The organism is Serratia sp. BNK-17 (assembly GCF_048684935.1).
Classification (GTDB): Bacteria; Pseudomonadota; Gammaproteobacteria; order Enterobacterales; family Enterobacteriaceae; genus Serratia; species Serratia nematodiphila.
Map to the genome: position 1 here is coordinate 4974759 of NZ_JBLQTR010000001.1, position 25050 is coordinate 4999808.

Sequence of the window (25050 nt, forward strand, 5' to 3'; positions counted from 1 at the left end):
TTGCAACCCCGATCGCCGATCTATGCTTTTAAACAAGCATTACAAATGCAACTTTAAAATAAAAGGAAGCGACTATGTTCTGTGTGCAATGTGAACAAACCATCCGTACCCCGGCAGGCAACGGCTGCGCGTATGCTCAGGGCATGTGCGGCAAAACGGCGGAAACCTCCGATCTGCAGGATCTGCTGGTGGCGGCGCTGCAGGGCCTCTCCGCCTGGGCGCTGCAGGCGCGTTCGCTGGGCATCGTCGACCACGAGATCGACAGCTTCGCTCCGCGCGCCTTCTTCGCCACCCTGACCAACGTCAACTTCGATTCCCAGCGCATCATCGGCTACGCGCGCGAAACCCTGCTGCTGCGCGATTCGCTGGCCGCCCGTTGCCGGCTGCTGGACGCCGGCGTACGCGTCGATCACCCGATGGCGGCGCTGCAGCTGGCCGGTGACGATATGCCTGCGCTGCTGCAACAGGCGGCGCAGTTTGCCCTCGACAGCGACAAGGCCGAGGTCGGCGACGACGTACACGGTTTGCGCCTGCTGTGCCTGTACGGCCTGAAAGGCGCGGCGGCCTATATGGAACACGCGCACGTGCTCGGCCAGTTCGACGAGCAACTCTATGCCGACTACCACGCCTTTATGGCCTGGCTCGGCACCCGGCCGCGCGACGTCGATACCCTGCTGAACAACGCCATGGGCATCGGCAAGATGAACTTCAGCGTGATGGCGATCCTCGATCGCGGCGAAACCCAGGCCTACGGCGATCCGCAGCCCAGTACGGTCAACGTGCGCCCGGTGGCCGGGAAAGCCATTCTGATTTCCGGCCACGATCTCAAAGATCTGCGCATGCTGCTCGAACAAACCGAAGGGCAAAACGTCAACGTCTACACCCACGGCGAAATGCTGCCGGCGCACGGCTATCCGGAACTGAAAAAATTCAAGCACCTGGTGGGCAACTACGGCAGCGGCTGGCAAAACCAGCAGACGGAATTCGCCAAATTCCCCGGCCCGATCGTGATGACCTCCAACTGCATCATCGATCCTAACGTCGGCAACTACGGCGATCGTATCTGGACCCGCAGCATCGTCGGCTGGCCGGGCGTCAACCATCTGGAAAGCGACGACTTCGGCGCCGTGATCCGCCAGGCACAGGGCATGAACGGCTTCCCTTACACCGAGATCGAGCACCTGATCACCGTCGGCTTCGGCCGCCAGACGTTGCTGAACGCCGCCGACACGGTCATCGACCTGGTGTCGCAGAAAAAACTGCGCCACGTCTTCCTGGTCGGCGGCTGCGACGGCAGCCGCGACGAGCGCAGCTACTTCACCGACTTCGCCCGCAGCGTGCCGCAAGACTGCCTGATCATGACGCTGGCCTGCGGCAAGTACCGCTTCAACAAGCTGGATTTCGGCACGCTGGAAGGGTTGCCGCGCCTGCTGGACGTCGGCCAGTGCAACGACGCCTACTCCGCCATCATGCTGGCGGTCAAGCTGGCGGACACGCTCGGCTGCAGCGTCAACGAGCTGCCGCTCAGTCTGGTGCTGTCGTGGTTTGAACAGAAGGCGATCGTCATTCTGCTGACGCTGCTGTCGCTGGGGGTGAAAAACATCGTCACCGGCCCGACCGCGCCGGGCTTCCTGACCGACAACCTGATGGCGATCCTCAACGAGAAATTCGGCCTGCGCCCGATCACTACCGTCGAGCAGGATATCATCGCGCTGCTCGCCTGATGCCGTTACGTTATGGGGCCGCCTGCGCCGGCCCCTTTGCTTTTTGAGGTGCCCCGATGACTCAACCCACTCCGCTTTGCCCGAACCGCATGCAGGTGCATTCCATCCAGCGTGAAACCGCCGACGTCTGGACGCTGAACCTGATCTGCGACGTTTTTTATCCTTACCAGGCCGGCCAGTTTGCGCTGGTCAGCATCCGCAACAGCGAGGAGACGCTGCGCGCCTATACGCTCTCCTCCTCGCCCGGCCAGAGCCGCTTTCTCAGCATCAGCGTGCGCTGCCTGCCGGACGGCGTGGGATCGCGTTGGCTGACGCAAGAGGTCAAGCCCGGCAACACGCTGTGGCTGTCCGACGCGCAGGGCGAATTCAGCTGCGAGCGCCACCCGGCCGATCGTTACCTGATGCTGGCCGCCGGCTGTGGCGTGACGCCGATCGTCTCGATGTGCCGCTGGCTGACCGCTAACCGTCCGGCCTGCGATATCGTCGCGATCTTTAACGTGCGCACCCCCGCCGACACGATCTTCGCCGATCAATGGCGCGCGCTGTGTGCCGCCCATCCGCAGCTGCACCTGACGCTGATGGCCGAGCAGGATCTGCAACCCGGCTACCTCAGCGGCCGCATCGATGAACAGACGCTGCGGCAGGCGGCGCCGGATATCGCCGAACGCACGGTGATGACCTGCGGCCCTGCGCCCTACATGGATCAGGTGGAGCAGCTGTGCCACCGGCTCGGCGTGCCGGCCGAGCGTTTCCATAAAGAGCAGTTCCACACGCCGGCGGCGCAGGCCGACGCCACCGAAGGGCTGACGCTGCGCGCCGCGCGCCCGCTGCGCGAATTCCGCGTACCGGTTGGCAGCACGCTGCTGGCGGCGATGGAGGCCCATGCCCTGCCGGTCAACGCCGCCTGCCGCGCCGGGGTGTGCGGCTCGTGCAAAACCCGCATCCTTGAGGGCGACTACACCACCACCAGCACCATGACGCTGAGCGCGGAAGAGATAGCGCAAGGCTACGTGCTGGCCTGCAGTTGCCAGCTGCAGGGTGACGTCACGCTGGCGTGATCCCCTGGCCCCATCGCCGCGATGGGGCATTTATCGGCAAGCTCCCCGCGGCCAGCCCGATTACACTTTTCCCCGTCCTACGCTCTTTACCCTTCCTGACCGCACCTCGTCCACAGCCGGTAAGCTATGCTTGCAGTTGTTCTGCTGCCACTCACCGGATCGAGTCCACATCGTTTTTCAAACCTTGTTTGGGGGAACCATGAAGCAAACCGTAGCCACACTGATCGCCAAAACGCTGGATCAAGCCGGCGTAAAACGCATTTGGGGCGTGACCGGCGATTCGCTCAACGGCCTTAGCGACAGCCTGCACCGCATGGGCACCATCGAATGGCTGGGCACCCGCCATGAAGAGGTTGCCGCCTTCGCCGCCGGCGCCGAAGCCCAGCTTACCGGCCAGTTGGCGGTGTGCGCCGGTTCCTGCGGCCCCGGCAACCTGCATCTGATCAACGGCCTGTTCGACTGCCACCGCAACCATGTGCCGGTGCTGGCGATCGCCGCGCATATCCCTTCCAGCGAAATCGGCAGCGGCTACTTCCAGGAAACGCATCCGCAGGAGCTGTTCCGCGAATGCAGCCACTATTGCGAGCTGGTTTCCAACCCGGAACAGCTGCCGCGCGTGCTGGAGATCGCCATGCGCAAGGCGATCCTCAATCGCGGCGTCTCGGTGGTCGTCTTGCCGGGCGACGTGGCGCTGCGCATGGCGCCGGAAGACGCGCCCCTGACCTGGCATACCCCGGCGCTGCCGCTGGTGCAGCCGCCGATGAGCGAGCTGAACAAGCTGGCGGAAACGCTGAACAAAGCGAAGAACATCACCCTGATGTGCGGCAGCGGCTGCGCCGGCGCGCACGATGAAGTGGTTAAGCTGGCCGAACTGCTGCAGGCGCCGGTGGTGCACGCGCTGCGCGGCAAAGAACATATCGAATGGGACAACCCCTACAGCGTCGGCATGACCGGGCTAATCGGCTTCTCCTCCGGTTATCACGCGATGATGAACGCCGACACGCTGGTGCTGCTCGGCACCCAGTTCCCCTATCGCGCGTTCTACCCCACCAACGCCAACATCATTCAGATCGACATCAACCCCGGCAGCATCGGCGCGCACTGCCCGGTCAACATGGCGCTGGTGGGCGATATCCACACCACCCTCACCGCCCTGCTTCCGCAGCTGGAGCCGAAGCGCGACCGGGCGTTCCTCGACAAGGCGCTGGAGCATTACCGCAACGCGCGCAAGGATCTCGATGGGCTGGCGACCGCCAACGACGACCAGCCGATCCACCCGCAGTATCTGGCGCAGCAGCTCAGCCAGTACGCCAGCGACGACGCCATCTTCACCTGCGACGTCGGCACGCCGACGGTATGGGCCGCCCGCTACGTGAAAATGAACGGCAAGCGCCGCCTGCTCGGTTCGTTCAACCACGGTTCGATGGCCAACGCCATGCCGCAGGCGATCGGCGCTCAGGCCACCGCGCCGGATAAACAGGTGATCGCCATGTGCGGCGACGGCGGCTTCACCATGCTGATGGGGGATTTCCTGTCGCTGGCGCAGCTCAAGCTGCCGGTGAAAATCGTGGTGTTCAACAACAGCGTGCTGGGTTTCGTGGCGATGGAGATGAAGGCCGGCGGCTACCTGACCGACGGCACCGACCTGCATAATCCGGACTTCGCGGCGATCGCCAACGCCGCCGGCATCAAGGGCATCCGCGTGGAAAAAGCCTCCGAGCTGGACGGCGCGCTGCAGGAGATGTTGGCGCATCCCGGTCCGGCGCTGCTGGACGTGGTCACCGCCAAGCAAGAGCTGGCGATGCCGCCGCAGATCAAGTTCGAACAGGCGAAAGGCTTCAGCCTGTACATGCTGCGCGCCATCATCAACGGCCGCGGCGACGAAGTGGTTGAACTGGCGAAAACCAACTGGCTGCGTTAAGCAAGCTGCCCCGGTAAAATAAAGGGTATATGATGCCATGTACCCTTTTCCTCTCCCTTACATTCCAGGAACCCTATGCTTATCGATCTACGCAGCGACACCGTTACCCGCCCCAGCGCCGCCATGCGCCAGGCGATGGCTCAGGCAGAGGTCGGCGACGACGTCTACGGCGATGACCCGACGGTCAACGCGCTGGAGGCCGAGGCGGTGCGCCTGTCAGGCAAAGAAGCGGCATTGTTTCTGCCCAGCGGCACCCAGGCCAACCTGGTGGCGCTGCTCAGCCACTGCCAGCGCGGCGATGAATACCTGGTCGGCCAGCAGGCGCACAACTACAAATACGAAGCCGGCGGCGCAGCGGTGCTGGGCAGCATTCAGCCGCAGCCGATCGAGGCCGACGCCGACGGCACGCTGCCGCTGGACAAGCTCGCCGCCGCCATCAAACCCGACGACATCCACTTCGCCCGCACCCGGCTGTTGAGCCTGGAAAACACCATCAGCGGCAGAGTCTTGCCGCAGGCCTACCTGCAGCAGGCGTGGCAGTTTACCCGCGAGCGGCAGCTGGCGCTGCATATCGACGGCGCGCGCATCTTCAACGCCGCCGTGGCGCTGAACCTGCCGCTAAAAGAGATCGTGCAGTACTGCGACACCTTCACCATTTGCCTGTCGAAAGGGTTGGGCGCGCCGGTCGGCTCGCTGCTGTGCGGCAGCGAGGCTTTCATCCAACGCGCGCTGCGCTGGCGCAAGATGACCGGCGGCGGGCTGCGCCAGGCCGGCATTTTGGCGGCGGCCGGCCTCTACGCGCTGGAGCATAACGTCGCGCGGCTGCGCGAAGACCATGACAACGCGGTCTGGCTGGAGCAACAGCTGCGGCAGATCGGCGTGGAGATCGCCGAACCCGGCGCGCAGACCAACGTGCTGTACCTGCGCCAAACGCCGGCGCTGGCGGCCAAACTCGGTCCGTGGATGCGCGAACGCGGCGTGCTGATCAGCAGTGGCCCGCTGACGCGCATTCTGACCCACCTCGACGTCAGCCGCCAGGACCTGCAGCGGGTGGTCGAGCTGTGGCGGGAGTTCCTGCAGCAGCACGCCTGATCCTTCGGGGCGCAGGCCGCGCCCCGCATCAGAAAATCCAGCGGCCGTAAACCCAGTACCACAGCCCCAGCACCGCCGCCAGGTTGAGCGCCACGCTGAGGATGAACCAGGTTTTAAACGGCTGCTTCTGGGTCTTGTGGCGAAACAGCTGCTGCGCCGCCAGTGCGCCCAACCACCCGCCCAGCGCGCCGAACAGCAACAGCGTCGCCTCCGGCACCCGCCGCCACCCCTTGCGCGCCGCCAGCTTATCGCCGCCATAGATCAGAAACGTCAGCAGATTGGCCGACAGCAGCCACATCCACACCGGATGCGGCGAGAACAAACTGGCGATCAGCGCCAGGCCCAGCAGGGCGTAACAAATCACATTGAGCTTCATGACATCCGGTCTTCGTTCGATAAGGGGCGCGTAGTGTGAACCTGCGCCGCGGCGGATGCAACCGGCTTATACCCATACAAAAAGTGCATTTAAACCCTGAATTTGGCATCCTGTCGTTCTGCGACTCTTTCACCGCACAAGGCGGCCCGATGACACCCCAACGCGTACTGGTTCTTGGAGCCAGCGGCTATATAGGCCAGAACCTGATCCCGCACCTGATCGAACAGGGGCACCAGATTACCGCCGCCGCGCGGCGCATCGAGTGGCTGCAGGAGCAGAACTGGCCGCAGGTCAACTGCCTGTATGTCGATCTGTACCGCCCGGACACCCTGAGCGCGGCGCTGTGGGAAATCGATACGCTGTACTATCTGGTGCACGCGATGGGCGACGGCGACGACTTTATCGAGAAGGAACGCCGGGCGGCGGAAAACCTGCGCGACGCGCTGCGCAATGCCTGCGTCAAGCAGGTGATCTTTCTCGGCGCGCTGCAGCCGAACGACGACAGTTCGCCACACCTGGCGGCGCGCCGCCTGACCGGCGAGATCTTGCGCCAGAGCGGCGTGCCGGTGACCGAGCTGCGCGCCGGCATCATCGTCGGCCCCGGCTCGGCGGCGTTCGAAGTGATGCGCGACATGGTCTATAACCTGCCAGTGCTGACGCCGCCGCGCTGGGTGCGCTCGAAGTCGTCGCCGGTGGCGCTGGAGAACCTGCTGGTTTACCTGGCCGATCTGCTGGCGCACCCGGTACAGGAACACCGCATCTTCGATGTCGCCGGACCGGAATACCTCAGCTATCAGGACATGTTCCAACGCTTTATCGCCATCAGCGGCAAACGGCGCTGGCTAATCCCGATCCCCCTGCCGACGCGGCTGATTTCAGTGTGGTTCATCAGCCTGATCACCTCGGTGCCGACGCCGATCGCCCGCGCGCTGATCCAGGGATTGAAGCACGATCTGCCCGCCGACGGCCGGCCGCTGCAAGCCTTGATCCCGCAGCGTCTGCACACTTTTGATCAGGCGGTCACCGCCACGCTGCAGCGCGAACTGGAAGTGGTCGACTCCGCCGACTGGGGCTACGATCCGGCGGCGCGGGCCCGCTGGCGCCCCGGCTACGGCTACTACCCGAAACAGGCGGGGTGTTCGCTCGACACCGCCGCCTCCAGCCAGGCGCTGTGGCAAACGGTGCAGCAGCTGGGAGGCGAGGAAGGCTATTTCTACGCCAATATCCTGTGGCGGATCCGCGCCCGCATGGACGACATGATCGGCAACGGCGTGGTCTATGGCCGCCCGGCGCGCGTGGCCCTGGCGCTGGGTGACGAAATCGACGGCTGGAAAGTCATCACGCTGAAGCCGCTGCGGCAGCTGGCGCTGCTGTTCGGCATGAAGGCGCCCGGCCTGGGGCGGCTGAGCTTCACCATCACCGATCGCGGCGATCGCCGCACGCTGGACGTGCGCGCCTGGTGGCACCCGGCCGGCTTCAGCGGGCTGCTGTATTGGTTCGCCATGATGCCCGCGCATCTGTTTATTTTTCGCGGCATGGCGAAGCGCATCGCCGAGCTTGCCGAGAACCTGGACCGCCAACAGCGCTGAATGCCGTTCATTTGTCGATCAACCGCACAGTTTGCCGCTGTGCTTCGGGGCTTTCCGATTGCATAGCGCACGAAATCACGGAAGAATGGCATCTTATTTGCTGGGAGCGCCGCAAGCGCCCGCCGGTATTCCGATTTTGGGTGAGAATAGAGTCCGTTATGAAGGTATTGGTCACCGGTGCCACCAGTGGGTTAGGCCGTAACGCCGTTGAATATCTGCGCCGCCAGGGCATCAAAGTGCGCGCCACCGGCCGCAACCAGGCGATGGGCGGCCTGCTGGAAAAAATGGGCGCGGAGTTCATTCATGCCGATCTCACCAACCTGATCTCTTCGCAGGCCAAGGCGATGCTGGCGGACGTCGATGTGCTGTGGCACTGCTCCAGCTTTACCTCGCCCTGGGGCACCGAAGAAGCCTTCGAACTGGCCAACGTCCGCGCTACCCGCCGCCTCGGCGAATGGGCGGCGGCCTATGGCGTGGCGCAGTTCATTCACATCTCTTCCCCGGCGATCTATTTCGACTACCACCATCACCGCAACGTGACCGAAGACTTTCGCCCGCAGCGCTACGCCAACGAGTTCGCGCGCAGCAAGGCCGCCGGCGAGCAGGTGATCCAGCAATTGGCACTGTCCAATCCGCAGACCCATTTCACCATTTTGCGCCCGCAGGGCCTGTTCGGGCCGCACGACAAGGTGATGTTGCCGCGGTTGCTGCAGATGATCAAACGCTACGGCAACCTGCTGCTGCCGCGCGGCGGCGCGGCGATGGTGGACATGACCTATCTGGAGAATGCGGTGCACGCCATGTGGCTGGCGACGCTAAAAGAAGACACGCCGTCCGGCCGCGCCTACAACATCACCAACCAGCAGCCGCGCCCGCTGCGCACCGTGGTGCAGCAGCTGATCGACGATTTGGGCATGAAGTGCCGCATCCGTTCCGTCCCCTATCCGATGCTCGACATGATGGCGCGCGGCATGGAGCGCCTGGGCAGCAAAAGCGAAAAGGAGCCGGTGCTGACCCATTACGGCGTCGCCAAACTCAACTTCGATCTCACGCTCGATACCACCCGCGCGCAGCAAGAGCTGGGCTATCAGCCGATCGTCTCGCTGGAAGAAGGCATCGCGCGCACCGCCCGCTGGCTGAAAGATCACGGCAAACTGCATGGCCTGTAATCAACGCCACGCGCCGTACTTCACCAGCAGCGCATCGATAATCGCTTCACTCTCTGCATCCGGCTCGCCGCGAACATCGTCGGGCCGGAAATGCATCTGAAACGCCGCCAGCACATTGCGCTGCTGCCGCGCATCCCACGACGGGTCGATCGCGTAGCCGTAACGCGCCAGCTTTTCGAGCAGCGGCGCCAGCGGCACCGGCGCCTGTCTGTCGCGCCCCGCCAGCAGTCGCTGCACGTCTGCCTCGTCCGGCCAGGCGCCGATGCCGGCCTGCGCCAGTTGCCGCCAGGGGAACAGCGGGCCGGGATCCTGTTTGCGCTGCGGCGCGATGTCGCTGTGCCCCACCACGTCCTGCGGCTGGATGCCATAGCGTTGGATGATGTCGCGGCTCAGCGGGATCAGCACGGCGATCTGTTCCGTCGTATAAGGCTGCCAATGGGTGAACAGCATGCTGCGGGTGAACCCCTTGTTGACGATTTCGATGCCGATCGAGGTGTCGTTGAGGTTGCTGCGGCCGCGCCAGGCGCTGGCGCCGGCATGCCAGGCGCGCATCGCCTCCGGCACCAACCGGTACACCGTCGGTTTGCCGTGTTCGCGCTGCGGGTGCGCCGGCAACAGGTAGTGCGCGCTGACGTGTTCGTCGGTCAGCGTTTTCAGCGATGAATGGAAATCTTCCGCCGTATAGTGCATCACCAGAAAGCGAATGCGCTGATCGGCGCCCTGCGCCTGATGCAAGGTTTCGAGCTGGTAAGCGCCGCGATCGACGAGCGTGTCCTGCTGCGGATTTTGGCATCCCGCCAACAGCGCGGCGGCGATGATCCCTGGCCAAATTTTCACTTATCCTCCCTGTGGTTTGATGATTTGGTCTAGCGTTAACGTTAAGCAATAGTCGCCACGGAAGCCACCCGCCGACAAAGTAAAAACGCCCCGGCGTGAGCCAGGGCGTTAAGGCATGGGATTAGCGGCCGACTTTCACCGCGGTGCCGCTGACGGTCACCATCAGCATGCTGCCGTCTTTACCAACGGTTTCATAATCGATATCAATGCCGACCACCGCGTTGGCGCCCAGCTCTTTCGCCTGATCTTCCAGCTCTTCGAACGCGATCAGGCGCGCCTTGCGCAGCTCTTTCTCGTAAGCGCCCGAACGGCCGCCGACGATATCGCGCACGCCGGCGAAGAAATCACGAAAAATGTTGGCGCCGAGAATCGCTTCGCCGGTGACGACGCCGCAGTATTCGGTGATGGTAAACCCTTCCAGGGTCGGGGTAGTTGAAAGCTGCATCAGAACTCCTTGTTTGATTAATTCAACGTATCTATGACCAGAAGATTGACATTATGTTCGCTTAATCAATGGCACGCAGTACGAATGCAAGGCCAAAAAACGCATTTATACTGTAAGCTATCGGTCTTCATGGTAGAGACTTTCACATAAGGTAATAAGATGAAAACAAAAACGATTGCGGCTGTTTTACCCTTAGCGCTGTTGCTGAGTGCCTGTACCACGGTGGAACCGGCATACAAGGATATCGGCACCCGCAGCGGCAGCTGTGTGGAAGGCGGCCCGGATACGGTCGCGCAAAAGTTCTATGACCTGCGCATCCAGCAGGGCGCCGGCCTGCCGGACAGCAACCGTCTGGCGCAGCTGCAGCCTTATCTGAGCAAAGTGCTGTATCAGGATCTGGTCAGCACCGCTCAAAACCCGGGCAAGCATCAGATTACCGGCGATCTGTTCTCCGGCAATGCGCAGGGGCCAAGCAGCGCATCCGTCGCCAGCGCCTCGACCATTCCTAACACCGATGCGAAGAACATCCCGCTGCGCGTTGACCTGAGCTACCAGAAAGACGCCAACAGCACCGTGAACTGGCAGGACGAAGTGTTGATGGTGCGCGAAGGCACCTGCTGGGTGGTTGATGATATTCGCTACCTGAATGTTCCAGCGCACGCCACCAACGGCAGCGTACGCCAGGTGCTGGAAAACCAGTAACCCGCTTCCCCCGGCCGACGCGGGCTTGCCGCGTCGGTCATCCCGCCGCCCGTCTACCGCTCGAATTTCGTCCAATAGAAAAAATTTCGCTACCGATCTCACAGCCTGCGCCACAAATCCCCTCCCTCGGCTTGAGTCGCGGTATCTTGTGCTAATCTTTTACTGTCCCGCCGCACACTCATAAATTTTAACGCACAAAGATTGCATAAGTATTCTGTGGAAGTTAACATTTGCGGCATCAATGTCTATTCAATTCTGGCGCATGAGTATTCAACTTAACGGTATCAATTGCTATTACGGCGCTCACCAGGCGCTGTTTGACATCACGCTGGAATGTCCAGCCGGGGAAACCCTGGTGCTGCTTGGCCCAAGCGGCGCCGGGAAAAGTTCATTGCTGCGGGTGCTGAACCTGCTGGAAATGCCGCGTTCGGGCCAACTGCAGATCGCCGGCAACCAATTCGACTTCAGGCAGGCGCCGGGCGAGAAAGCCATTCGCGAACTGCGCCAAAACGTCGGCATGGTGTTCCAGCAATACAACCTGTGGCCTCACCTCACCGTGGTTCAGAACCTGATCGAGGCACCTTGCCGCGTGCTGGGTCTGACCAAGGCTCAGGCGATGGAGCGCGCCGACAAGCTGCTCAAGCGTCTGCGCCTGACCGACTTCGCCGATCGCTTCCCGCTGCACCTTTCCGGTGGCCAGCAGCAGCGCGTGGCGATCGCCCGCGCCCTGATGATGGAGCCGCAGGTGTTGCTGTTCGATGAACCGACCGCAGCGCTGGATCCGGAAATCACCGCCCAGATCGTCAGCATCATTCGCGAACTGGCCGGCACCGGCATCACGCAGGTGATCGTCACCCACGAAGTGGAAGTGGCGCGCAAAACCGCCAGCCGCGTGGTGTACATGGAAAACGGCCACGTAGTGGAGCAAGGCGACAGCAGCCACTTCACGCAGCCGCGGACCACCGAGTTTGCTAATTACTTATCACACTAACAATTAACTTGCTGTAATTTGGGGAGTTTGCGATGAAAAAACTAATAATCGCCGCCATTCTGGCCGGCATCAGCGTTTCCGCCTCCGCAGCCGAAACCATCCGTTTCGCTACCGAAGCCTCCTATCCTCCGTTTGAATTTATTGACGCCGGCAACAAGATTCAGGGTTTTGATGTCGATCTGGCCAACGCGCTGTGCAAAGAAATGCAGGCCGAGTGTACCTTCACCAACCAGGCGTTCGACAGCCTGATCCCGAGCCTGAAGTTCAAGCGCTTCGATGCGGTGATGGCCGGTATGGACATTACGCCGGAGCGTGAGAAGCAGGTGCTGTTCACCAAGCCTTACTACGATAACTCGGCGCTGTTCATCGCGCAGAAAGGCAAAATCGCCGACGTGGCGGCGCTGAAAGGCAAGAAAGTCGGCGTGCAAAACGGCACCACCCACCAGAAATACCTGACCGACAAGCACCCGGAAATCACCACCGTGCCTTACGACAGCTACCAGAACGCCATTTTGGATCTGAAGAACGGCCGCGTTGATGCGGTGTTCGGCGATACCGCGGTGGTCAACGAGTGGCTGAAGCAGAATGACGCGCTGGCGGCAGTGGGCGCCAAAGTGACCGACAAAGACTACTTCGGCACCGGCCTTGGCATCGCGGTGCGCCAGAAGAACACCGATCTGCAGGGCAAGTTCAACGCCGCTCTGGACAAGATCAAGCAGGATGGGACCTATGAAACCATCTACAAAAAATGGTTCCAGCAGTAATACGCCCAAATGAATGAATTACAACCTTTAGCAAGCGCCGCCGGCATGACCGTCGGCCTTGCCGTTTGCGCCCTGATCCTCGGGCTGATTCTGGCGATGCTGTCCGCCGTATGGGAATCGTCCCGCTGGAAAGCGGTCAGCTGGCTCGGCACCGCCTGGGTGACCGTGTTGCGCGGCCTGCCGGAAATCCTGGTGGTGCTGTTTATCTATTTCGGCTCGTCGCAGCTGCTGCTGATGCTCTCCGACGGCTTTACCCTCAACCTCGGTCTGTTCCAGCTGCCGATTCAGTTGGCGATCGACAATTTCGAAGTCAGCCCGTTCCTGTGCGGGGTGATCGCTCTGGCCCTGCTCTATTCCGCCTACGCCTCGCAGACGCTGCGCGGCGCGCTCAAAGCGGTGCCGCAGGGGCAGTGGGAATCCGGTCAGGCGCTTGGACTGAGTAAGGCGGCGATCTTCTTTCGCCTGATCATGCCGCAGATGTGGCGCCACGCCCTGCCCGGCCTCGGCAATCAGTGGCTGGTGCTGTTGAAAGACACCGCGCTGGTGTCGCTGATCAGCGTGAACGATCTGATGCTGCAAACCAAGAGCATCGCCACCCGCACCCAGGAACCCTTTACCTGGTACGTGATCGCGGCGGCCATCTACCTGCTGGTGACGCTGTTCAGCCAATACGTCATCAAACGCATTGAGCTGCGCGCTACGCGCTTTGAGCGGGGGCCGGCCTGATGATTGAATATTTACCGGAAATCCTCAAAGGGCTGCACACCAGCCTGACGCTGACCATCGCCGCGCTGCTGGTCGCACTGGTGCTGTCGCTGCTGCTGACGGTGATCCTGACGCTGAAAACGCCGGTGCTGACGCCGCTGGTCAAGGCCTATGTGACGCTGTTCACCGGCACGCCGCTGCTGGTGCAGATCTTCCTGATCTACTACGGCCCCGGCCAGTTCCCGGCGATCCGCGACTACCCGTGGCTGTGGAACCTGCTGTCGCAGCCCTGGCTGTGCGCGATGATTGCCCTGGCGCTGAACAGCGCGGCCTATACCACGCAGCTGTTCTACGGCGCGGTGCGCGCCATCCCCGCCGGACAATGGCAGTCGTGCGAAGCGCTTGGCATGTCGCGCCGGCAGACGCTGCGCATTCTGCTGCCATTCGCCTTCAAGCGCGCGCTGTCGTCTTACTCCAACGAAGTGGTGCTGGTGTTCAAAAGCACGTCGCTGGCCTACACCATCACGCTGATGGAAGTGATGGGCTACAGCCAGCTGATGTACGGCCGCACCTACGACGTGATGGTGTTCGGCGCCGCAGGTCTGGTGTACCTGTGCGTCAACGGCCTGCTGACGCTGCTGATGCGGTTGGTGGAGCGCCACGCGCTGGCGTTTGAGCGCCGCAACTGAAGCCATCCCCCTCTCCAGCCCCGCCATTGCGCGGGGCTTTTTTTATCCCTATTGCAATATTTAATCATTTATATTGCATTTTAATTCACTCAATGGCAGGGTTATCAGCAGGTGTCCTCGCAAAAACCTCTGGCGATTACCAGTAAAAACAAACGATAGCGAATAATCACTTTCAGGATCCAGACAGGAGCTCTACGCATGAAAAAACTGCTGCTTGCCGCGACGATGTTGGCCGGAATGACCTTTAACGCCACCGCGGCCGAAACCATCCGCTTCGCCGCCTCCGCCACCTACCCGCCGTTCGAATCGCTCGACGCCAACAACCAGATCGTCGGCTTCGATATCGATCTGGCCAACGCGCTGTGCAAGCAGATGCAGGCGCAATGCACCTTCACCAACCAGGCGTTCGACAGCCTGATCGCCGCGCTGAAATTCAAGAAATACGATGCGGTGATTTCCGGTATGGACATCACGCCGGAGCGCAGCAAACAGGTCGCTTTCACCCAGCCTTACTACGCCAACTCGGCGATCGTGATCGCGCAAAAAGGCAAGTTCAGCTCGCTGGCGGATCTGAAAGGCAAAAAGCTCGGCATGGAAAACGGCACCACCCACCAGAAATACATGCAGGACAAGCACCCGGAGATTAACACCGTTTCTTACGACAGCTACCAGAACGCCATTCTGGAGCTGAAAAACGGCCGTATCGACGGCGTGTTCGGCGACACCGCCGTGGTGAACGAATGGCTGAAAACCAACCCGCAGCTGGCACCGGTGGGCGAGCACATCACCGATGCGCAATACTTCGGCACCGGCCTCGGCATCGCGGTGCGCCCCGACAACCAGGCGCTGCTGGCCAAGCTGAACGCCGCGCTGGACGCCATCAAGGCCGACGGCACCTACAAGGCCATCAACGACAAGTGGTTCCCGCAGTAAGTCCGCGTGTGGAGTCGCCCTCCTTCGGCGGCTCCATCCGATTGCCACCCCATCCGGTTAGTGCTAAATTTGATACTGAATTTAGCATCAAGGATAACATCATGACGGTTCAACCCATTCTTGCCGACTCGGCAGTCAGCATCAGCGATTTTAAGAAATCGCCCAACGCCGCCCTTAAAGAGGCACAAGGGCAACCGGTCGCCGTCCTGACCAACGGTAAGATTTCGGGATATTACGTCTCTCCGGAAACCTGGGAGGCGATCGCGGAGTACCTGGAAGATATCGAACTCGCTGAAATCGTTCGTTCACGGATGAACGGCAAGCGCATTAAGGTCAATTTGGATGACTTATAAGCTTGAATTCGAAGAACATGCGCTGAAGGAATTTAAAAAACTGTCCCCGGTGATCCGGGAACAGTTCAAAAAAAAGCTGGCATCGGTGCTGGTTAATCCCCACATCCCCGCCAACAAACTCGCCGGTTTGCCTGATTGCTACAAAATCAAACTCAGAGCCTCAGGCTTTCGTTTGGTATATCGCGTCATGGAAACGGAGATCGTGGTTCTGGTCCTGTCTGTGGGCAAACGCGAACGTTCAGCGGCTTACACGGCTGCCAAAAAGCGCCTTTAACGCCGCACCAGCAGCGTCAGCACTTCGTAGTGCGAGGTATGCGGGAACATGTCGAACAGCTGCACCCGTTCGATGCGATACCCCGGCAACATCTCGATATCTTTCGCCATGCTCTCGGCGTTGCAGCTCGAATACAGAATATAGTCCGGCGCCATCCTGCTCAAATAGTCGCACAGCGCCTGGCCGATGCCGCGCCGCGGCGGATTGACCAGCACCAGCTGCGGCACCTGGCCTTCGGCGGTGGCGAAGCGGGTGGAGTCGAGCGCCTGAAAATCTACCTGCAACAACCCTAACCGCTGCGCCGACTGGCGCGCGCAGGCGATCGCTTCCGCGCTGATTTCGATGCCGGTCAACCGCGTTTGCGGCTGCGCGCAGTGCAGGCCGAAACCGCCGACGCCGCAGAACAGATCCCACATGCTGTCGATACCCAGCGCGCGCACCCAGTCGCGGGCGGTGGCATACAATTCGGCGGCCACCTGCGGGTTGGTCTGGAAGAAGCTTTGCGGGCGGATGAACAGCGGCACCTGATTGAACTGTTCCTCCAGCGCCTGCTGTTCGGTCAGCGCGATCTCGCGCTCCCCTTCCATGATCGCCATATGCACCGGCTGAATATTGGCGGAGATCACCTTGAGCTGCGGCAGCTGCTGCTGCAGCCACGGCAGCGCGGCGCGCAGCTGCGCCAGCTTGGTTTCCGAGCGCAGCACGAAGCGCAGCATCACGCCGCCGTCGAGCGTGCTTTCGGTCAGCAGCAGGTATTTCAGCTCGCCGCGTTTGCGCGCCACGTTATACGGCGTCAGGCCGGCGCGGGCGATGAAGCTTTTCAGCACCGCAAACATCGGCGCAAAGCCGGCGGGATACAGCGGGCAATCGCTCAGGTCGACCGGCGTGCCGTCGCGGTGCAGCATGCCGAGCAGCGGACGCTCCACGCTGCCGCTGACCACCATCTTGGCTTTATTGCGAAATGCGCTCAGTTCCCCCGCCGCCGGCTGCAGCCACTGTGCGACGTCGCGCCCGGCCAGCAGCGAGTGCAGGTGATGCTGTTTGTCGGCCAGTTGCTGCGGATAGGGCTTTTCCAGCCACTGACAGGAACGGCAGGTGCCCGCCGTATACAAAGCGCAATGCATGAAGATTACCGTGAAGTTCAGGATGAAGAATTAAGGGCGCAGAGTTTACCACTCCGCGCGCCTAAAATCTCACTTGCGCGCGGTGAAGAAGCGGCGGCTGGCGGCAGGAACGAACAGCAACGCCAGGATCACCGCGTCGGGGATCTTTTGCAGGATCAGAACGTGCAGGATTTGGCCGCTGGTTTCCCCCTCCACGGTGAACACCTCGGGGAAGACGCTGCCGATGGTGGCCAACAGCAGGTAAAGCACCACGATGCACTGGCAGGCCACATAGCCCCAGCGCCCCCAATTGCGGCCGCGCATCACCGCAAAGCCGCAGCTGATTTGCAGGCACAGCAGCATCAGGCCGGCCAGAAAGATAAAGGTGGAATCCCACGCCTGCGCGCTGGTGTTGACGAACTCCTGCGCGCCGTCGACGCCCAGCTCGCCCAGCAGCAGCACCACGCTGATACACTTGATCGCCACCATGGCGGTGCCCGCCACCATCACCGGCACCGGCGCATCCGAAGTCGATCCCATTCCCTGCCCGCTTTTCAGCATGTCTGACATATCCGTGTTCCGCTACGACGCGCCACCTATACAGGTGGCGCATGTAAAGTCAGGTAGTTAGTTGCAATACTTATTGATTGCAAAAATAGCAGGTTTGTTACGATTCAGCTACGGGCCGCCCGCTGCAATTCACGCGATCGTTGTTTTTCCGAGCGCGCCATAAACCACCAGGCGATCAGGCCGAGGATGCCTACCACCAGCAGGATCAGACTGGCCAGCGCATTGATTTCCGGATTCACCCCCATGCGCACGCTGGAGAACACCAGCATCGGCAACGTGGTGGCGCCCGGGCCGGAGACGAAACTGGCGATCACCAGATCGTCCAGCGACAGGGTAAACGCCAGCATCCAGCCGGAGATCAGCGCCGGCGCAATCATCGGCAAGGTGATGACGAAGAACACCTTCAGCGGCGGCGCCCCCAGATCCATTGCCGCCTCTTCAATCGAGCGATCCACCTCGCGCAGACGCGAGCTGATGACCACCGCCACATAAGCGGTACAGAAGGTGACATGCGCCAGCCAGATGGTAAACATGCCGCGCTCTGACGGCCAGCCGAAGGCATGCCCCATCGCCACGAACAGCAGCAGCAGCGACAGGCCGGTGATCACGTCCGGCATCACCAGCGGCGCGGTCAGCATAAACGCGAAGCCGGTCGAACCGCGAAAGCGGCCGAATCGCACCATCACCACGGCGGCGATGGCCCCCAGTACCACCGCGGCGGTGGCGGAGGCGGCAGCGATGGTCAGGCTGAGCCCCACCGCGCTGATCATCGCCGAATCGTGGAACAATTCGGTATACCAGCGCGTGGACCAGCCGGCCCACACCGTCACCAGCTTGGAGCTGTTGAAGGAGTAGATCACCAGCATCAGCATCGGCGCATACAGGAAGGTAAAACCGATCGTCAGGATGGCGATGCGCCACGGTGAACGCACTACCGGCAAGTTGTTCATTCCTGCCCCCCTATTTCCTTGTTCTGGTGTTTGTGGAACCACAAAATTGGCACGATCAGCAACAGCAGCATGATGGTGGCGACCGCCGAGGCCACCGGCCAGTCGCGGTTATTGAAGAACTCCTGCCACAGCACGCGGCCGATCATGATGCTGTCCGGCCCACCGAGCAGTTCCGGGATCACGAACTCCCCCACCGCCGGAATGAATACCAGCATCGAACCGGCGATGATGCCGCCCCGCGTCAGCGGCACGATCACGCTGAAGAAGGTTTTCAGCGGCCGCGCCCCCAGATCCAGCGACGCCTCCACCAGCGAGTAATCCAGCCGGATCAGCGCCGTGTAAATCGGCAGCACCATAAACGGCAGATAGGAATAAACGATGCCGATATACACCGCCAGGTTGGTGTGCAGGATCACCAACGGTTGATCGATCACCCCTAGCCACATCAGAAAGTTATTCAGCGTGCCGTTGTTTTTCAGGATCCCCATCCAGGCGTAGACGCGGATCAGGAACGAAGTCCAGGAAGGCAGGATCACCAGCAACAGCAGAATGTTGCGGGTCGACGCCTTGCTGTGCGCCACCGCCCAGGCCAACGGATAGCCGATGATCAGGCAACACAGCGTCGAGACCGCCGCCACGCGCAGCGACTGCAGGTAGGCATCGATATACAACGGATCGTCGGTCAGCTGCAGATAGTTGGCGAAGTTGAGTGCAATGTTCAGCTTGCCGTCCACCCAGCTCATCAGCTCGGTGTAGGGCGGCACCGCCAACGCCAGCTCCGCCAGGCTGATCTTGAACACGATCAGGAACGGCAGCATAAACAGCAGCGTCAGCCATAAATACGGCAATGCGATCACCAGCTTGCGGCCGTGAGCCATCAGCAGGCGATGGAACAGGGCCTTGAGGGTGGAGGGCGTTTTGGCCGGCGGTTCCGGCGTACGTTCAGAAAGCAGGATCATACGGGTTACTCCTCACCGGCTCCACTACACTGTCAACACGACGCAGCTGTCGGTTTCCCAGCACAGACGCACTTCATCGCCCCAGGTGGGCATCCCCTTGCGGAAACGATGGCCGTTTTGCAGCTGGGCGCTGATGATCTGCCCGCTGTGCAGCTTCACGTGGTAGATGGACAGATCGCCCAGGTAGGAAATGTGCGCCACTTCCCCCACCGCAAAGTTGCAGCCGTCTTCCGGCACTTGTTCGCACAGCAGGATCTTTTCCGGCCGCAGCGCCACCTGGATCGGCACGCCATCCACCACCGAGGCATCCGGATCCACCTTGATCGCATGGCGCAACCCGGGGCTTTGCAGGATCAGCGCATCGTCGTGGCGCTCTTGCAGCACGCAGTCGAAGACGTTGACCGAACCGATAAACTCTGCGCTGAAGCGGCTGTTCGGATGCTCGTAGATCTCTTCCGGCTCGCCGATCTGCACGAACTTGCCGCGGTTCATGATGGCGATACGCCCCGCCATGGTCATCGCCTCCTCCTGATCGTGCGTCACCATCACGCAGGTCACGCCGACGCGCTCGAGAATGTCGGTCACTTCCAGCTGCATGCGATCGCGCAGCTTCTTGTCCAGCGCACCCATCGGTTCATCCAGCAGCAGCAACTTCGGCCGCTTGGCCAAGCTGCGTGCCAATGCCACCCGCTGCCGCTGGCCGCCGGAAAGCTGGTGCGGTTTGCGTTTGGCGTACTCCTGCATGTGCACCAGCGCCAGCATTTCCGCCACCCGTTCGGCGATCTCCGCCCGCGGCATTTTGTCCTGCTTCAGGCCGAACGCGATGTTTTGCTCCACGGTCATGTGCGGGAACAGCGCGTACGACTGAAACATCATGTTGATCGGCCGCTGGTACGGCGGCACGTGCGACATATCCTGCCCGTCGAGCACGATCTGCCCTTCCGTCGGCTGTTCAAAGCCGGCCAGCATGCGCAGCAAGGTGGACTTGCCGCAGCCGGACGGGCCAAGCAGCGCAAAGATCTCGCCCTTGTAGATGGTGAGGCTGACGTCTTCGACCGCATTCTGCCCGTCGAAGGTTTTGGTGAGGTTACGGATTTCCAGCAGAGGGGTGAAGACCTTCTGCGACTTGGCTTGAGGACGAGGGATGGCGTCGTTCAATCGGGGTGCTCTCCGGCGTAAAGCGGCACAAAACCACGGCGAGCGCCGTGGCCCAAAACGGCAATGCAGGCGGGGAGCGCCCGCCTGCCGGTTTACCGACGATGGGGGGATCCCCCCATCATCACTTCCCGCTTTTAACTTTAGTCCATGCGCGGGTAATGACACGGTCCAGCTTCGGCGACTGCACGTTGAGCGTAAACAGCTTGGCGCGCAGATCGGCCGGCGGATAGACGTTCGGGTTCTCGCGCACTTCGGCGTTCACCAGCGGCGTGGAGTCTTTCACCGCATTGGCGTAATAGACATAGTTGCTGATGCCCGCCATCACGTCAGGTTTCATCAGGAAGTTCAGGAACTGGTACGCGGCGTCTTTGTTCTTGGCGTCCGCCGGCATGGCGAACATGTCAAAGTAGGTCAGCGCTCCCTCTTTCGGGATCGCGTAGGCTACGTTCACGCCGTTCTTCGCCTCTTTGGCGCGGTTGGCCGCCTGCATCACGTCGCCGGACCAGCCGATCGCCACGCAGATATCACCGTTAGCCAGGTCGTTGATGTACTGAGAAGAGTGGAAGTAACGAATGTTCGGCCGCAGTTTCAGCAGCAGATCGTTGGCCGCGCCGGTGTAGTCCGCCGCATTGGTGCTGTTGGGATCCTTGCCCAGGTAGTGCAGCACGGTGGCATAAACCTCGCTCGGCGCATCGAGGAAGGAGACGCCGCAGCTTTTCAGCTTCTCGAGGTTTTCCGGCTTGAGGATCAGATCCCAACTGTCGACAGGCGCGTCTTTGCCCAATGCCGCCTTCACCTTGTCGACGTTATAGCCGATGCCGGTGGTCACCATCAGGTATGGGATGCCGTATTTGTTGTCTTTATCGTTGTGTGCAACCAGCTTCAGCATCTCGGGATCGAGATTCTTGTAGTTGGGCATTTTGCTCTTGTCGAGCGGTTCGAAGATGCCGGCCTGCGACTGGCGTTCGAGGAAGTTGGATGAAGGAACCACCAGATCATAACCGGTGCTGCCCGCCATCAGTTTGCCTTCCAACACTTCGTTGGAGTCAAAGACGTCGTACACCACTTTGATGCCGGTTTCTTTCTGGAAATTAGCCAAAGTGTCCGGCGCGATATAATCGGACCAGTTATACACGTGCAGCGTTTTCTCTTCGGCTGACGCATTGACGGACGCGGCCATCAACAGGCCGGCAACCACACCCGATAACCACTTTTTACGTTGGGTGACCATCCGTAACTTCCTCCAAAACAGGGTGAATCATAGAATTGAACTTGTATCTGCAGCGATACAAAACCTTTCCTGATTGAGCGCAATCGTTGCAACCGCGAACTGAATGGCTATGCATATGATTGCATGCGCATTTTTCACTGCCCTGCTCGCGTGGTCACAAGGGAAATCGCAAGCCCTTTGCAGAATCAGCAGCATAGCCGCTGCCATCGCAACCCGCCAGCCCCCAGGGTAAAAAACGCCTTTTATCGATTTTTTATGCAGTTTTCTCTATGTGATACGCCATTAACGGCACAAAAGGCGAGAAAGATCGGGCGACAAAGGCCAAAGTGCAGAATATTTTATTGCGGAGGGGAGTCACGGCAGCATGCCGCCGGAGCGACGGCATGCTTAAGGTACAGCGAGGATCAGTGCAGCATCGGCTGACGCACGGCGCCAGCGGGGATCTCTTCTTCGTCACCCATAAACAGCAGATCGTTCGCCCGCGCCTCGAGGATCACCATCGAGACCTGCTCTTCGCCCTGCTGCATGAAGTGGGTGAACTGCTCGTAGGTGATGCCGACCGCCACGCTCAGCGACTGGCAGACGATCAGCTTCGGCAGGTTGTCGTCCTGAATGTCGACAAAGGCCTTGATGGTCAGCGAGCTGGCGTTGATCTGGCTCAGGTCCGCCACCAGCGGGATCAGCGCGGTCGGCTTCACTTCGGCCAGCGCGGAGAACAGAATGACGTTGTCCACCAGATCTATCTTGGCGTCGAACACGCCGTCGAAGTTCTGCATGTGCGGCAGGTGCAGCGCCTGGCAGGAATCGCACTCAAAGAAAGAAATGCCCGACTGATCCAGCCAGCGCCGCAACAGCGCCAAATCGGGGACAATGAGTGAATCCATAATAACCAGCCTCACAATATTCAATACGCGAAAAGGCGCATAGCTTACGGAATATTCACCCGATACGCCACGATCAATGCGGCTTAATTCACTAATTCAGATATTGCACGGCGGGAAAAGCGCACCGCCCGCCCCGTCAACCGCCGGATTTCAGGCGGAAGCCCGGCCGGCCGCGCTGCTCAATGTATTCAATCATCATGCCGGCGATGTCCAGCCCGGTGGTGGTTTCCACCCCTTCCAGCCCCGGCGACGCGTTGACCTCCATCACCAGCGGGCCGCGCTGGGCGCGCAGGATATCCACCCCGGCGACGTCCAGCCCCAGCGTGCTCGCCGCTTTCACCGCGATCGCCCGCTCCCTGGCGGTGATGGTCACCTTGCGGGCGGTGCCGCCGCGATGCAGGTTGGAGCGAAACTCGCCGGGCTTGGCCTGCCGTTCGATGGCGGCCACCACCCGGCCACCCACCACCAGACAGCGCACGTCGCACCCCTGCGCCTCGCGCACGTACTCCTGCACCAGGATGTGGGCATTCAGCCCGCGAAAGGCGTCGATCACGCTTTCCGCCGCCTGCCGGGTTTCCGCCAGCACCACGCCGATGCCCTGCGTGCCTTCCACCAGTTTGACCACCAGCGGCGCGCCGCCGACCAGCTCGATCAGATCGCCAGTGTCGTCCGGCGAATGGGCAAAACCGGTGATCGGCAGATCGATGCCCTGCCGCGCCAGCAGCTGCAGCGAACGCAGCTTGTCGCGGGCGCGGGTAATGGCCACGGATTCGTTTAGCGGGTAGCTGCCGAGCAGCTCGAACTGGCGCAGCACCGCCGTGCCGTAAAAGGTGATGGCAGAGCCGATGCGCGGGATCACCGCATCGTAACGTTCCAGCTGACGGCCGCGATAGTGAATGGTCGGCGCCGCCGGATTGATGTTCATATAGCAGGAGAGCGGATCGATGATATCGATACTGTGCCCGCGATCTTCCGCCGCTTCACGCAGCCGCTTACATGAATAGAGCGATCCGTCGCGAGAAAGAATGGCAATTTTCACTCGTCACCCCAAAAGCCAACGCCTGCCTGGCAGGCGAGTTAGCGGCCGCGGCGCTCAGGCGCGCGGATCGCGATCCTGATTATCTTTCGATGCGTCTGCATCTTGCGGTTTGCGGCGATCGTTTTCCGGCGGCAAGCCGCCGCGCATCAGCGGCCCGAAGCCCTGCACCACGCGCCATACCAGAAACGCCGCCGCCGGCACCATCAGCGCCACGCCGAGGAAAATCATGCCGACCGCCGCCTGCTGCGACGCCAGCCAGCCCGGCAGCTGCAGGTGGCCGTGAATACTGAGGTAGGCCAATACCAGCATCACGATACCCAGCCCTTCCAACACCAGCACCGGGCGCGGTAAGTCACCGAATGAACGCATATTTTTCTTCTCCAGAAGGTCTGCCCCCAGTGTAGTGAATTCCCGCCGACGGCGACAGCCCCGGCAGACTAATTGGTTACATGAATCAGATTAACAGGTAATTCCTGCTTTTTTTTCACCGCCTCAACGGGCATAGTAGGCGCCATCTGACGCAGGTAATGACTTTTTCGGTGACGGGATGTCGTTGCAATCGCGAATAATTTATCGAAAATCCAATTAAGGAGCGTTGCATGTTTGCAGTAATCTTCGGGCGTCCTGGCTGTCCTTATTGTGTCCGCGCTAAAGAACTGGCGGAAAAACTGACTGAAGAACGCGACGATTTCAACTTCCGTTATGTTGACATCCACGCGGAAGGCATCACCAAGGCCGATCTGGAAAAAACCGTCGGCAAACCGGTTGAAACCGTGCCGCAGATCTTCCTGGATGAGAAGCACATCGGCGGCTGCACCGATTTCGAAGCTTACGCTAAAGAACACCTGAACCTGTTCCAGTAAGTTTTTGAACGGCAAAAAGGCGCTTAATGCGCCTTTTTTTATTGCCGCTGCCGCCGGTGCAACTGCTGAAGCGTGTGCAACAAACCGAGGGCGAACAGCATCAGCATCGCGCCGAACACGCACCAGAACACCGCGCTGGTGGCGTAAGCCAGTTCCTGCCAAAACGACGAGGACGGCGTCAGCCAGAAGTGGCGGATCAGCAGGCACAGCGGCAATGCATACAGCGCGCCAAGCAACGGGCAAAGCAGCCGCTTGCGGCTCGACAAATAGCTGGCGATCGCGCCGGGGATCACAAACAGCAGCAGGCCGGTTTCACCGTGGTGCTCATGATCCGTGCTGCCGAACAGGCCGGTTTGCTGGCCGAGAAACACCAGGCTGAACAACAGAAAACAGCTGAGAATGCCCAGCCAATATCTATAACTCGTCATGCGAATTCTCCCCCGCCCAATTACCGCATCAATAGAAATCGGCCCGGTCACCCGTGCGGTGACGCTGAACCGAATTTTTTCCTTGGTCAAAAGAGAGTTAAATGCGCACGGCGGCGCAGGAAATCAGCTTTCTGTGCTGGCTGTCATCGGTCATAGCGTCTAGAATGAACGCCGCCGAACGATGGTTCGCTTCGCCTTACGCTGGTGGTGATTTATGATGTCGTTTTAAGGCTGAATTTATCT

At 60.9% G+C, this 25050-nt stretch carries 28 protein-coding genes; 15 read left to right on the forward strand and 13 right to left on the reverse strand.

The features are described 5' to 3' along the window. Positions 1-74: 74 nt before the first annotated feature. From hcp to ltaE, 4 genes are all read left to right on the forward strand, one after another. Positions 75-1724: a hydroxylamine reductase gene (gene hcp, locus ACMGF7_RS23810; protein WP_420286738.1), complete on the forward strand. Its 1650-nt coding sequence runs from the start codon at positions 75-77 to the stop codon at positions 1722-1724. A gap of 56 nt (positions 1725-1780) precedes the next feature. Then, positions 1781-2782 carry an NADH oxidoreductase gene (hcr, locus tag ACMGF7_RS23815; RefSeq protein ID WP_164095256.1) on the forward strand — a complete coding sequence of 334 codons (1002 nt, stop codon included), beginning with the start codon at positions 1781-1783 and terminating at the stop codon, positions 2780-2782. 199 nt (positions 2783-2981) lie between these two features. Then, positions 2982-4703 carry a ubiquinone-dependent pyruvate dehydrogenase gene (gene poxB, locus ACMGF7_RS23820; protein WP_103798747.1) on the forward strand — a complete coding sequence of 574 codons (1722 nt, stop codon included), beginning with the start codon at positions 2982-2984 and terminating at the stop codon, positions 4701-4703. 75 nt (positions 4704-4778) lie between these two features. After that, positions 4779-5795, forward strand: coding sequence for a low-specificity L-threonine aldolase (gene ltaE, locus ACMGF7_RS23825; protein ID WP_047572066.1), 1017 nt, complete (start codon positions 4779-4781; stop codon positions 5793-5795). Between the two features lie 28 nt (positions 5796-5823). Here the strand turns inward: ltaE and ACMGF7_RS23830 are convergent, their stop codons facing one another. After that, positions 5824-6171, reverse strand: a complete 348-nt coding sequence (locus ACMGF7_RS23830; RefSeq protein WP_019454570.1) for a DUF1294 domain-containing protein — start codon at positions 6169-6171, stop codon at positions 5824-5826. A gap of 149 nt (positions 6172-6320) precedes the next feature. On the opposite strand from ACMGF7_RS23830, the gene ACMGF7_RS23835 reads away from it, so the two are divergent. Both ACMGF7_RS23835 and ACMGF7_RS23840 read left to right on the forward strand, forming a co-directional pair. Then, on the forward strand, positions 6321-7760 hold the full coding sequence (locus ACMGF7_RS23835) for a DUF2867 domain-containing protein (RefSeq protein WP_273889953.1): 1440 nt from the start codon (positions 6321-6323) through the stop codon (positions 7758-7760). A gap of 158 nt (positions 7761-7918) precedes the next feature. Then, positions 7919-8929 carry an NAD-dependent epimerase/dehydratase family protein gene (locus tag ACMGF7_RS23840; RefSeq protein WP_004928393.1) on the forward strand — a complete coding sequence of 337 codons (1011 nt, stop codon included), beginning with the start codon at positions 7919-7921 and terminating at the stop codon, positions 8927-8929. On the opposite strand, the gene ACMGF7_RS23845 is transcribed toward ACMGF7_RS23840, so the two are convergent. After that, entirely contained in the window at positions 8930-9766 is an 837-nt protein-coding gene (locus tag ACMGF7_RS23845; protein ID WP_049241113.1) for an N-acetylmuramoyl-L-alanine amidase, read from the reverse strand. A 121-nt stretch (positions 9767-9887) separates the two neighbouring features. Continuing rightward, positions 9888-10211, reverse strand: coding sequence for a heavy metal-binding domain-containing protein (locus ACMGF7_RS23850; RefSeq protein WP_044031552.1), 324 nt, complete (start codon positions 10209-10211; stop codon positions 9888-9890). A 159-nt stretch (positions 10212-10370) separates the two neighbouring features. Here ACMGF7_RS23850 and ACMGF7_RS23855 point away from each other — a divergent pair, with 159 nt between their 5' ends. The 8 genes from ACMGF7_RS23855 (at position 10371) to ACMGF7_RS23890 (ending at position 15622) form a co-directional block, all read left to right on the forward strand. Then, positions 10371-10913, forward strand: a complete 543-nt coding sequence (locus ACMGF7_RS23855) for a lipoprotein (RefSeq protein ID WP_015377301.1) — start codon at positions 10371-10373, stop codon at positions 10911-10913. A gap of 262 nt (positions 10914-11175) precedes the next feature. Further along, the gene (artP, locus tag ACMGF7_RS23860) at positions 11176-11904 is read left to right on the forward strand and encodes an arginine ABC transporter ATP-binding protein ArtP (protein WP_004928406.1); all 729 of its coding nucleotides are present in this window, start codon (positions 11176-11178) and stop codon (positions 11902-11904) included. 32 nt (positions 11905-11936) lie between these two features. Further along, a complete protein-coding gene (artJ, locus tag ACMGF7_RS23865; RefSeq protein WP_049241111.1) occupies positions 11937-12668 on the forward strand; it encodes an arginine ABC transporter substrate-binding protein in 732 nt (243 codons plus the stop codon). Between the two features lie 9 nt (positions 12669-12677). Beyond that, positions 12678-13394, forward strand: coding sequence for an arginine ABC transporter permease ArtQ (gene artQ, locus ACMGF7_RS23870; protein WP_420286739.1), 717 nt, complete (start codon positions 12678-12680; stop codon positions 13392-13394). Next, positions 13394-14062 (forward strand): arginine ABC transporter permease ArtM, encoded by a 669-nt coding sequence (artM, locus tag ACMGF7_RS23875; protein ID WP_164095258.1) that lies wholly within the window; start codon positions 13394-13396, stop codon positions 14060-14062. Before artQ ends, artM begins: the two co-directional genes overlap by 1 nt. Before the next feature lie 198 nt (positions 14063-14260). After that, complete coding sequence (gene artJ, locus ACMGF7_RS23880; protein ID WP_015377297.1) at positions 14261-14995, forward strand: arginine ABC transporter substrate-binding protein; 735 nt, start codon at positions 14261-14263, stop codon at positions 14993-14995. A gap of 101 nt (positions 14996-15096) precedes the next feature. Next, positions 15097-15348: a type II toxin-antitoxin system Phd/YefM family antitoxin gene (locus ACMGF7_RS23885; protein ID WP_004928423.1), complete on the forward strand. Its 252-nt coding sequence runs from the start codon at positions 15097-15099 to the stop codon at positions 15346-15348. Continuing rightward, positions 15338-15622, forward strand: coding sequence for a type II toxin-antitoxin system RelE family toxin (locus tag ACMGF7_RS23890; RefSeq protein WP_015377296.1), 285 nt, complete (start codon positions 15338-15340; stop codon positions 15620-15622). The genes ACMGF7_RS23885 and ACMGF7_RS23890 overlap by 11 nt, the downstream gene beginning before the upstream one ends. On the opposite strand, the gene rlmC is transcribed toward ACMGF7_RS23890, so the two are convergent. From rlmC to ACMGF7_RS23935, 9 genes are all read right to left on the reverse strand, one after another. Next, positions 15619-16746, reverse strand: a complete 1128-nt coding sequence (rlmC, locus tag ACMGF7_RS23895; RefSeq protein WP_420286741.1) for a 23S rRNA (uracil(747)-C(5))-methyltransferase RlmC — start codon at positions 16744-16746, stop codon at positions 15619-15621. The genes ACMGF7_RS23890 and rlmC overlap by 4 nt on opposite strands. Before the next feature lie 69 nt (positions 16747-16815). Beyond that, positions 16816-17295 carry a YbjO family protein gene (locus ACMGF7_RS23900; RefSeq protein WP_028127974.1) on the reverse strand — a complete coding sequence of 160 codons (480 nt, stop codon included), beginning with the start codon at positions 17293-17295 and terminating at the stop codon, positions 16816-16818. A 104-nt stretch (positions 17296-17399) separates the two neighbouring features. Further along, the gene (gene potI / locus ACMGF7_RS23905) at positions 17400-18245 is read right to left on the reverse strand and encodes a putrescine ABC transporter permease PotI (protein WP_016928360.1); all 846 of its coding nucleotides are present in this window, start codon (positions 18243-18245) and stop codon (positions 17400-17402) included. Then, positions 18242-19204 (reverse strand): putrescine ABC transporter permease PotH, encoded by a 963-nt coding sequence (potH, locus tag ACMGF7_RS23910; RefSeq protein ID WP_197800752.1) that lies wholly within the window; start codon positions 19202-19204, stop codon positions 18242-18244. The genes potI and potH overlap by 4 nt, the downstream gene beginning before the upstream one ends. Positions 19205-19228: 24 nt before the next feature. Beyond that, entirely contained in the window at positions 19229-20362 is a 1134-nt protein-coding gene (potG, locus tag ACMGF7_RS23915) for a putrescine ABC transporter ATP-binding subunit PotG (protein ID WP_004938650.1), read from the reverse strand. A 121-nt stretch (positions 20363-20483) separates the two neighbouring features. Then, positions 20484-21593 (reverse strand): spermidine/putrescine ABC transporter substrate-binding protein PotF, encoded by a 1110-nt coding sequence (gene potF / locus ACMGF7_RS23920; RefSeq protein WP_015377292.1) that lies wholly within the window; start codon positions 21591-21593, stop codon positions 20484-20486. Positions 21594-21997: 404 nt separating this feature from the next. After that, complete coding sequence (locus tag ACMGF7_RS23925) at positions 21998-22477, reverse strand: YbjN domain-containing protein (protein WP_004938666.1); 480 nt, start codon at positions 22475-22477, stop codon at positions 21998-22000. Between the two features lie 136 nt (positions 22478-22613). Then, a complete protein-coding gene (gene rimK / locus ACMGF7_RS23930; protein WP_041922205.1) occupies positions 22614-23516 on the reverse strand; it encodes a 30S ribosomal protein S6--L-glutamate ligase in 903 nt (300 codons plus the stop codon). A 54-nt stretch (positions 23517-23570) separates the two neighbouring features. After that, a complete protein-coding gene (locus tag ACMGF7_RS23935; RefSeq protein ID WP_015377290.1) occupies positions 23571-23885 on the reverse strand; it encodes a YbjC family protein in 315 nt (104 codons plus the stop codon). A gap of 230 nt (positions 23886-24115) precedes the next feature. On the opposite strand from ACMGF7_RS23935, the gene ACMGF7_RS23940 reads away from it, so the two are divergent. Beyond that, positions 24116-24379 (forward strand): GrxA family glutaredoxin, encoded by a 264-nt coding sequence (locus ACMGF7_RS23940; protein WP_004938676.1) that lies wholly within the window; start codon positions 24116-24118, stop codon positions 24377-24379. A 38-nt stretch (positions 24380-24417) separates the two neighbouring features. Here ACMGF7_RS23940 and ACMGF7_RS23945 read toward each other — a convergent pair whose 3' ends face one another. Further along, positions 24418-24807, reverse strand: a complete 390-nt coding sequence (locus tag ACMGF7_RS23945) for an inner membrane protein YbjM (protein ID WP_015377289.1) — start codon at positions 24805-24807, stop codon at positions 24418-24420. Positions 24808-25050 lie beyond the last annotated feature (243 nt).

Coding starts and splice junctions, on each gene's coding strand:
- potF (WP_015377292.1), bottom strand. CDS start 21,593: ATGGTCACCCAACGTAAAAAGTGGTTATCGGGTGTGGTTGCCGGCCTG.
- ltaE (WP_047572066.1), top strand. CDS start 4,779: ATGCTTATCGATCTACGCAGCGACACCGTTACCCGCCCCAGCGCCGCC.
- ACMGF7_RS23835 (WP_273889953.1), top strand. CDS start 6,321: ATGACACCCCAACGCGTACTGGTTCTTGGAGCCAGCGGCTATATAGGC.
- rlmC (WP_420286741.1), bottom strand. CDS start 16,746: ATGCATTGCGCTTTGTATACGGCGGGCACCTGCCGTTCCTGTCAGTGG.
- artJ (WP_015377297.1), top strand. CDS start 14,261: ATGAAAAAACTGCTGCTTGCCGCGACGATGTTGGCCGGAATGACCTTT.
- ACMGF7_RS23945 (WP_015377289.1), bottom strand. CDS start 24,807: ATGACGAGTTATAGATATTGGCTGGGCATTCTCAGCTGTTTTCTGTTG.
- ACMGF7_RS23900 (WP_028127974.1), bottom strand. CDS start 17,295: ATGTCAGACATGCTGAAAAGCGGGCAGGGAATGGGATCGACTTCGGAT.
- artP (WP_004928406.1), top strand. CDS start 11,176: ATGAGTATTCAACTTAACGGTATCAATTGCTATTACGGCGCTCACCAG.
- hcp (WP_420286738.1), top strand. CDS start 75: ATGTTCTGTGTGCAATGTGAACAAACCATCCGTACCCCGGCAGGCAAC.
- potH (WP_197800752.1), bottom strand. CDS start 19,204: ATGATCCTGCTTTCTGAACGTACGCCGGAACCGCCGGCCAAAACGCCC.
- ACMGF7_RS23940 (WP_004938676.1), top strand. CDS start 24,116: ATGTTTGCAGTAATCTTCGGGCGTCCTGGCTGTCCTTATTGTGTCCGC.
- ACMGF7_RS23885 (WP_004928423.1), top strand. CDS start 15,097: ATGACGGTTCAACCCATTCTTGCCGACTCGGCAGTCAGCATCAGCGAT.
- poxB (WP_103798747.1), top strand. CDS start 2,982: ATGAAGCAAACCGTAGCCACACTGATCGCCAAAACGCTGGATCAAGCC.
- ACMGF7_RS23840 (WP_004928393.1), top strand. CDS start 7,919: ATGAAGGTATTGGTCACCGGTGCCACCAGTGGGTTAGGCCGTAACGCC.
- ACMGF7_RS23850 (WP_044031552.1), bottom strand. CDS start 10,211: ATGCAGCTTTCAACTACCCCGACCCTGGAAGGGTTTACCATCACCGAA.
- hcr (WP_164095256.1), top strand. CDS start 1,781: ATGACTCAACCCACTCCGCTTTGCCCGAACCGCATGCAGGTGCATTCC.
- ACMGF7_RS23925 (WP_004938666.1), bottom strand. CDS start 22,477: ATGGATTCACTCATTGTCCCCGATTTGGCGCTGTTGCGGCGCTGGCTG.
- ACMGF7_RS23855 (WP_015377301.1), top strand. CDS start 10,371: ATGAAAACAAAAACGATTGCGGCTGTTTTACCCTTAGCGCTGTTGCTG.
- artQ (WP_420286739.1), top strand. CDS start 12,678: ATGAATGAATTACAACCTTTAGCAAGCGCCGCCGGCATGACCGTCGGC.
- artM (WP_164095258.1), top strand. CDS start 13,394: ATGATTGAATATTTACCGGAAATCCTCAAAGGGCTGCACACCAGCCTG.
- artJ (WP_049241111.1), top strand. CDS start 11,937: ATGAAAAAACTAATAATCGCCGCCATTCTGGCCGGCATCAGCGTTTCC.
- ACMGF7_RS23890 (WP_015377296.1), top strand. CDS start 15,338: ATGACTTATAAGCTTGAATTCGAAGAACATGCGCTGAAGGAATTTAAA.
- ACMGF7_RS23935 (WP_015377290.1), bottom strand. CDS start 23,885: ATGCGTTCATTCGGTGACTTACCGCGCCCGGTGCTGGTGTTGGAAGGG.
- potI (WP_016928360.1), bottom strand. CDS start 18,245: ATGAACAACTTGCCGGTAGTGCGTTCACCGTGGCGCATCGCCATCCTG.
- ACMGF7_RS23830 (WP_019454570.1), bottom strand. CDS start 6,171: ATGAAGCTCAATGTGATTTGTTACGCCCTGCTGGGCCTGGCGCTGATC.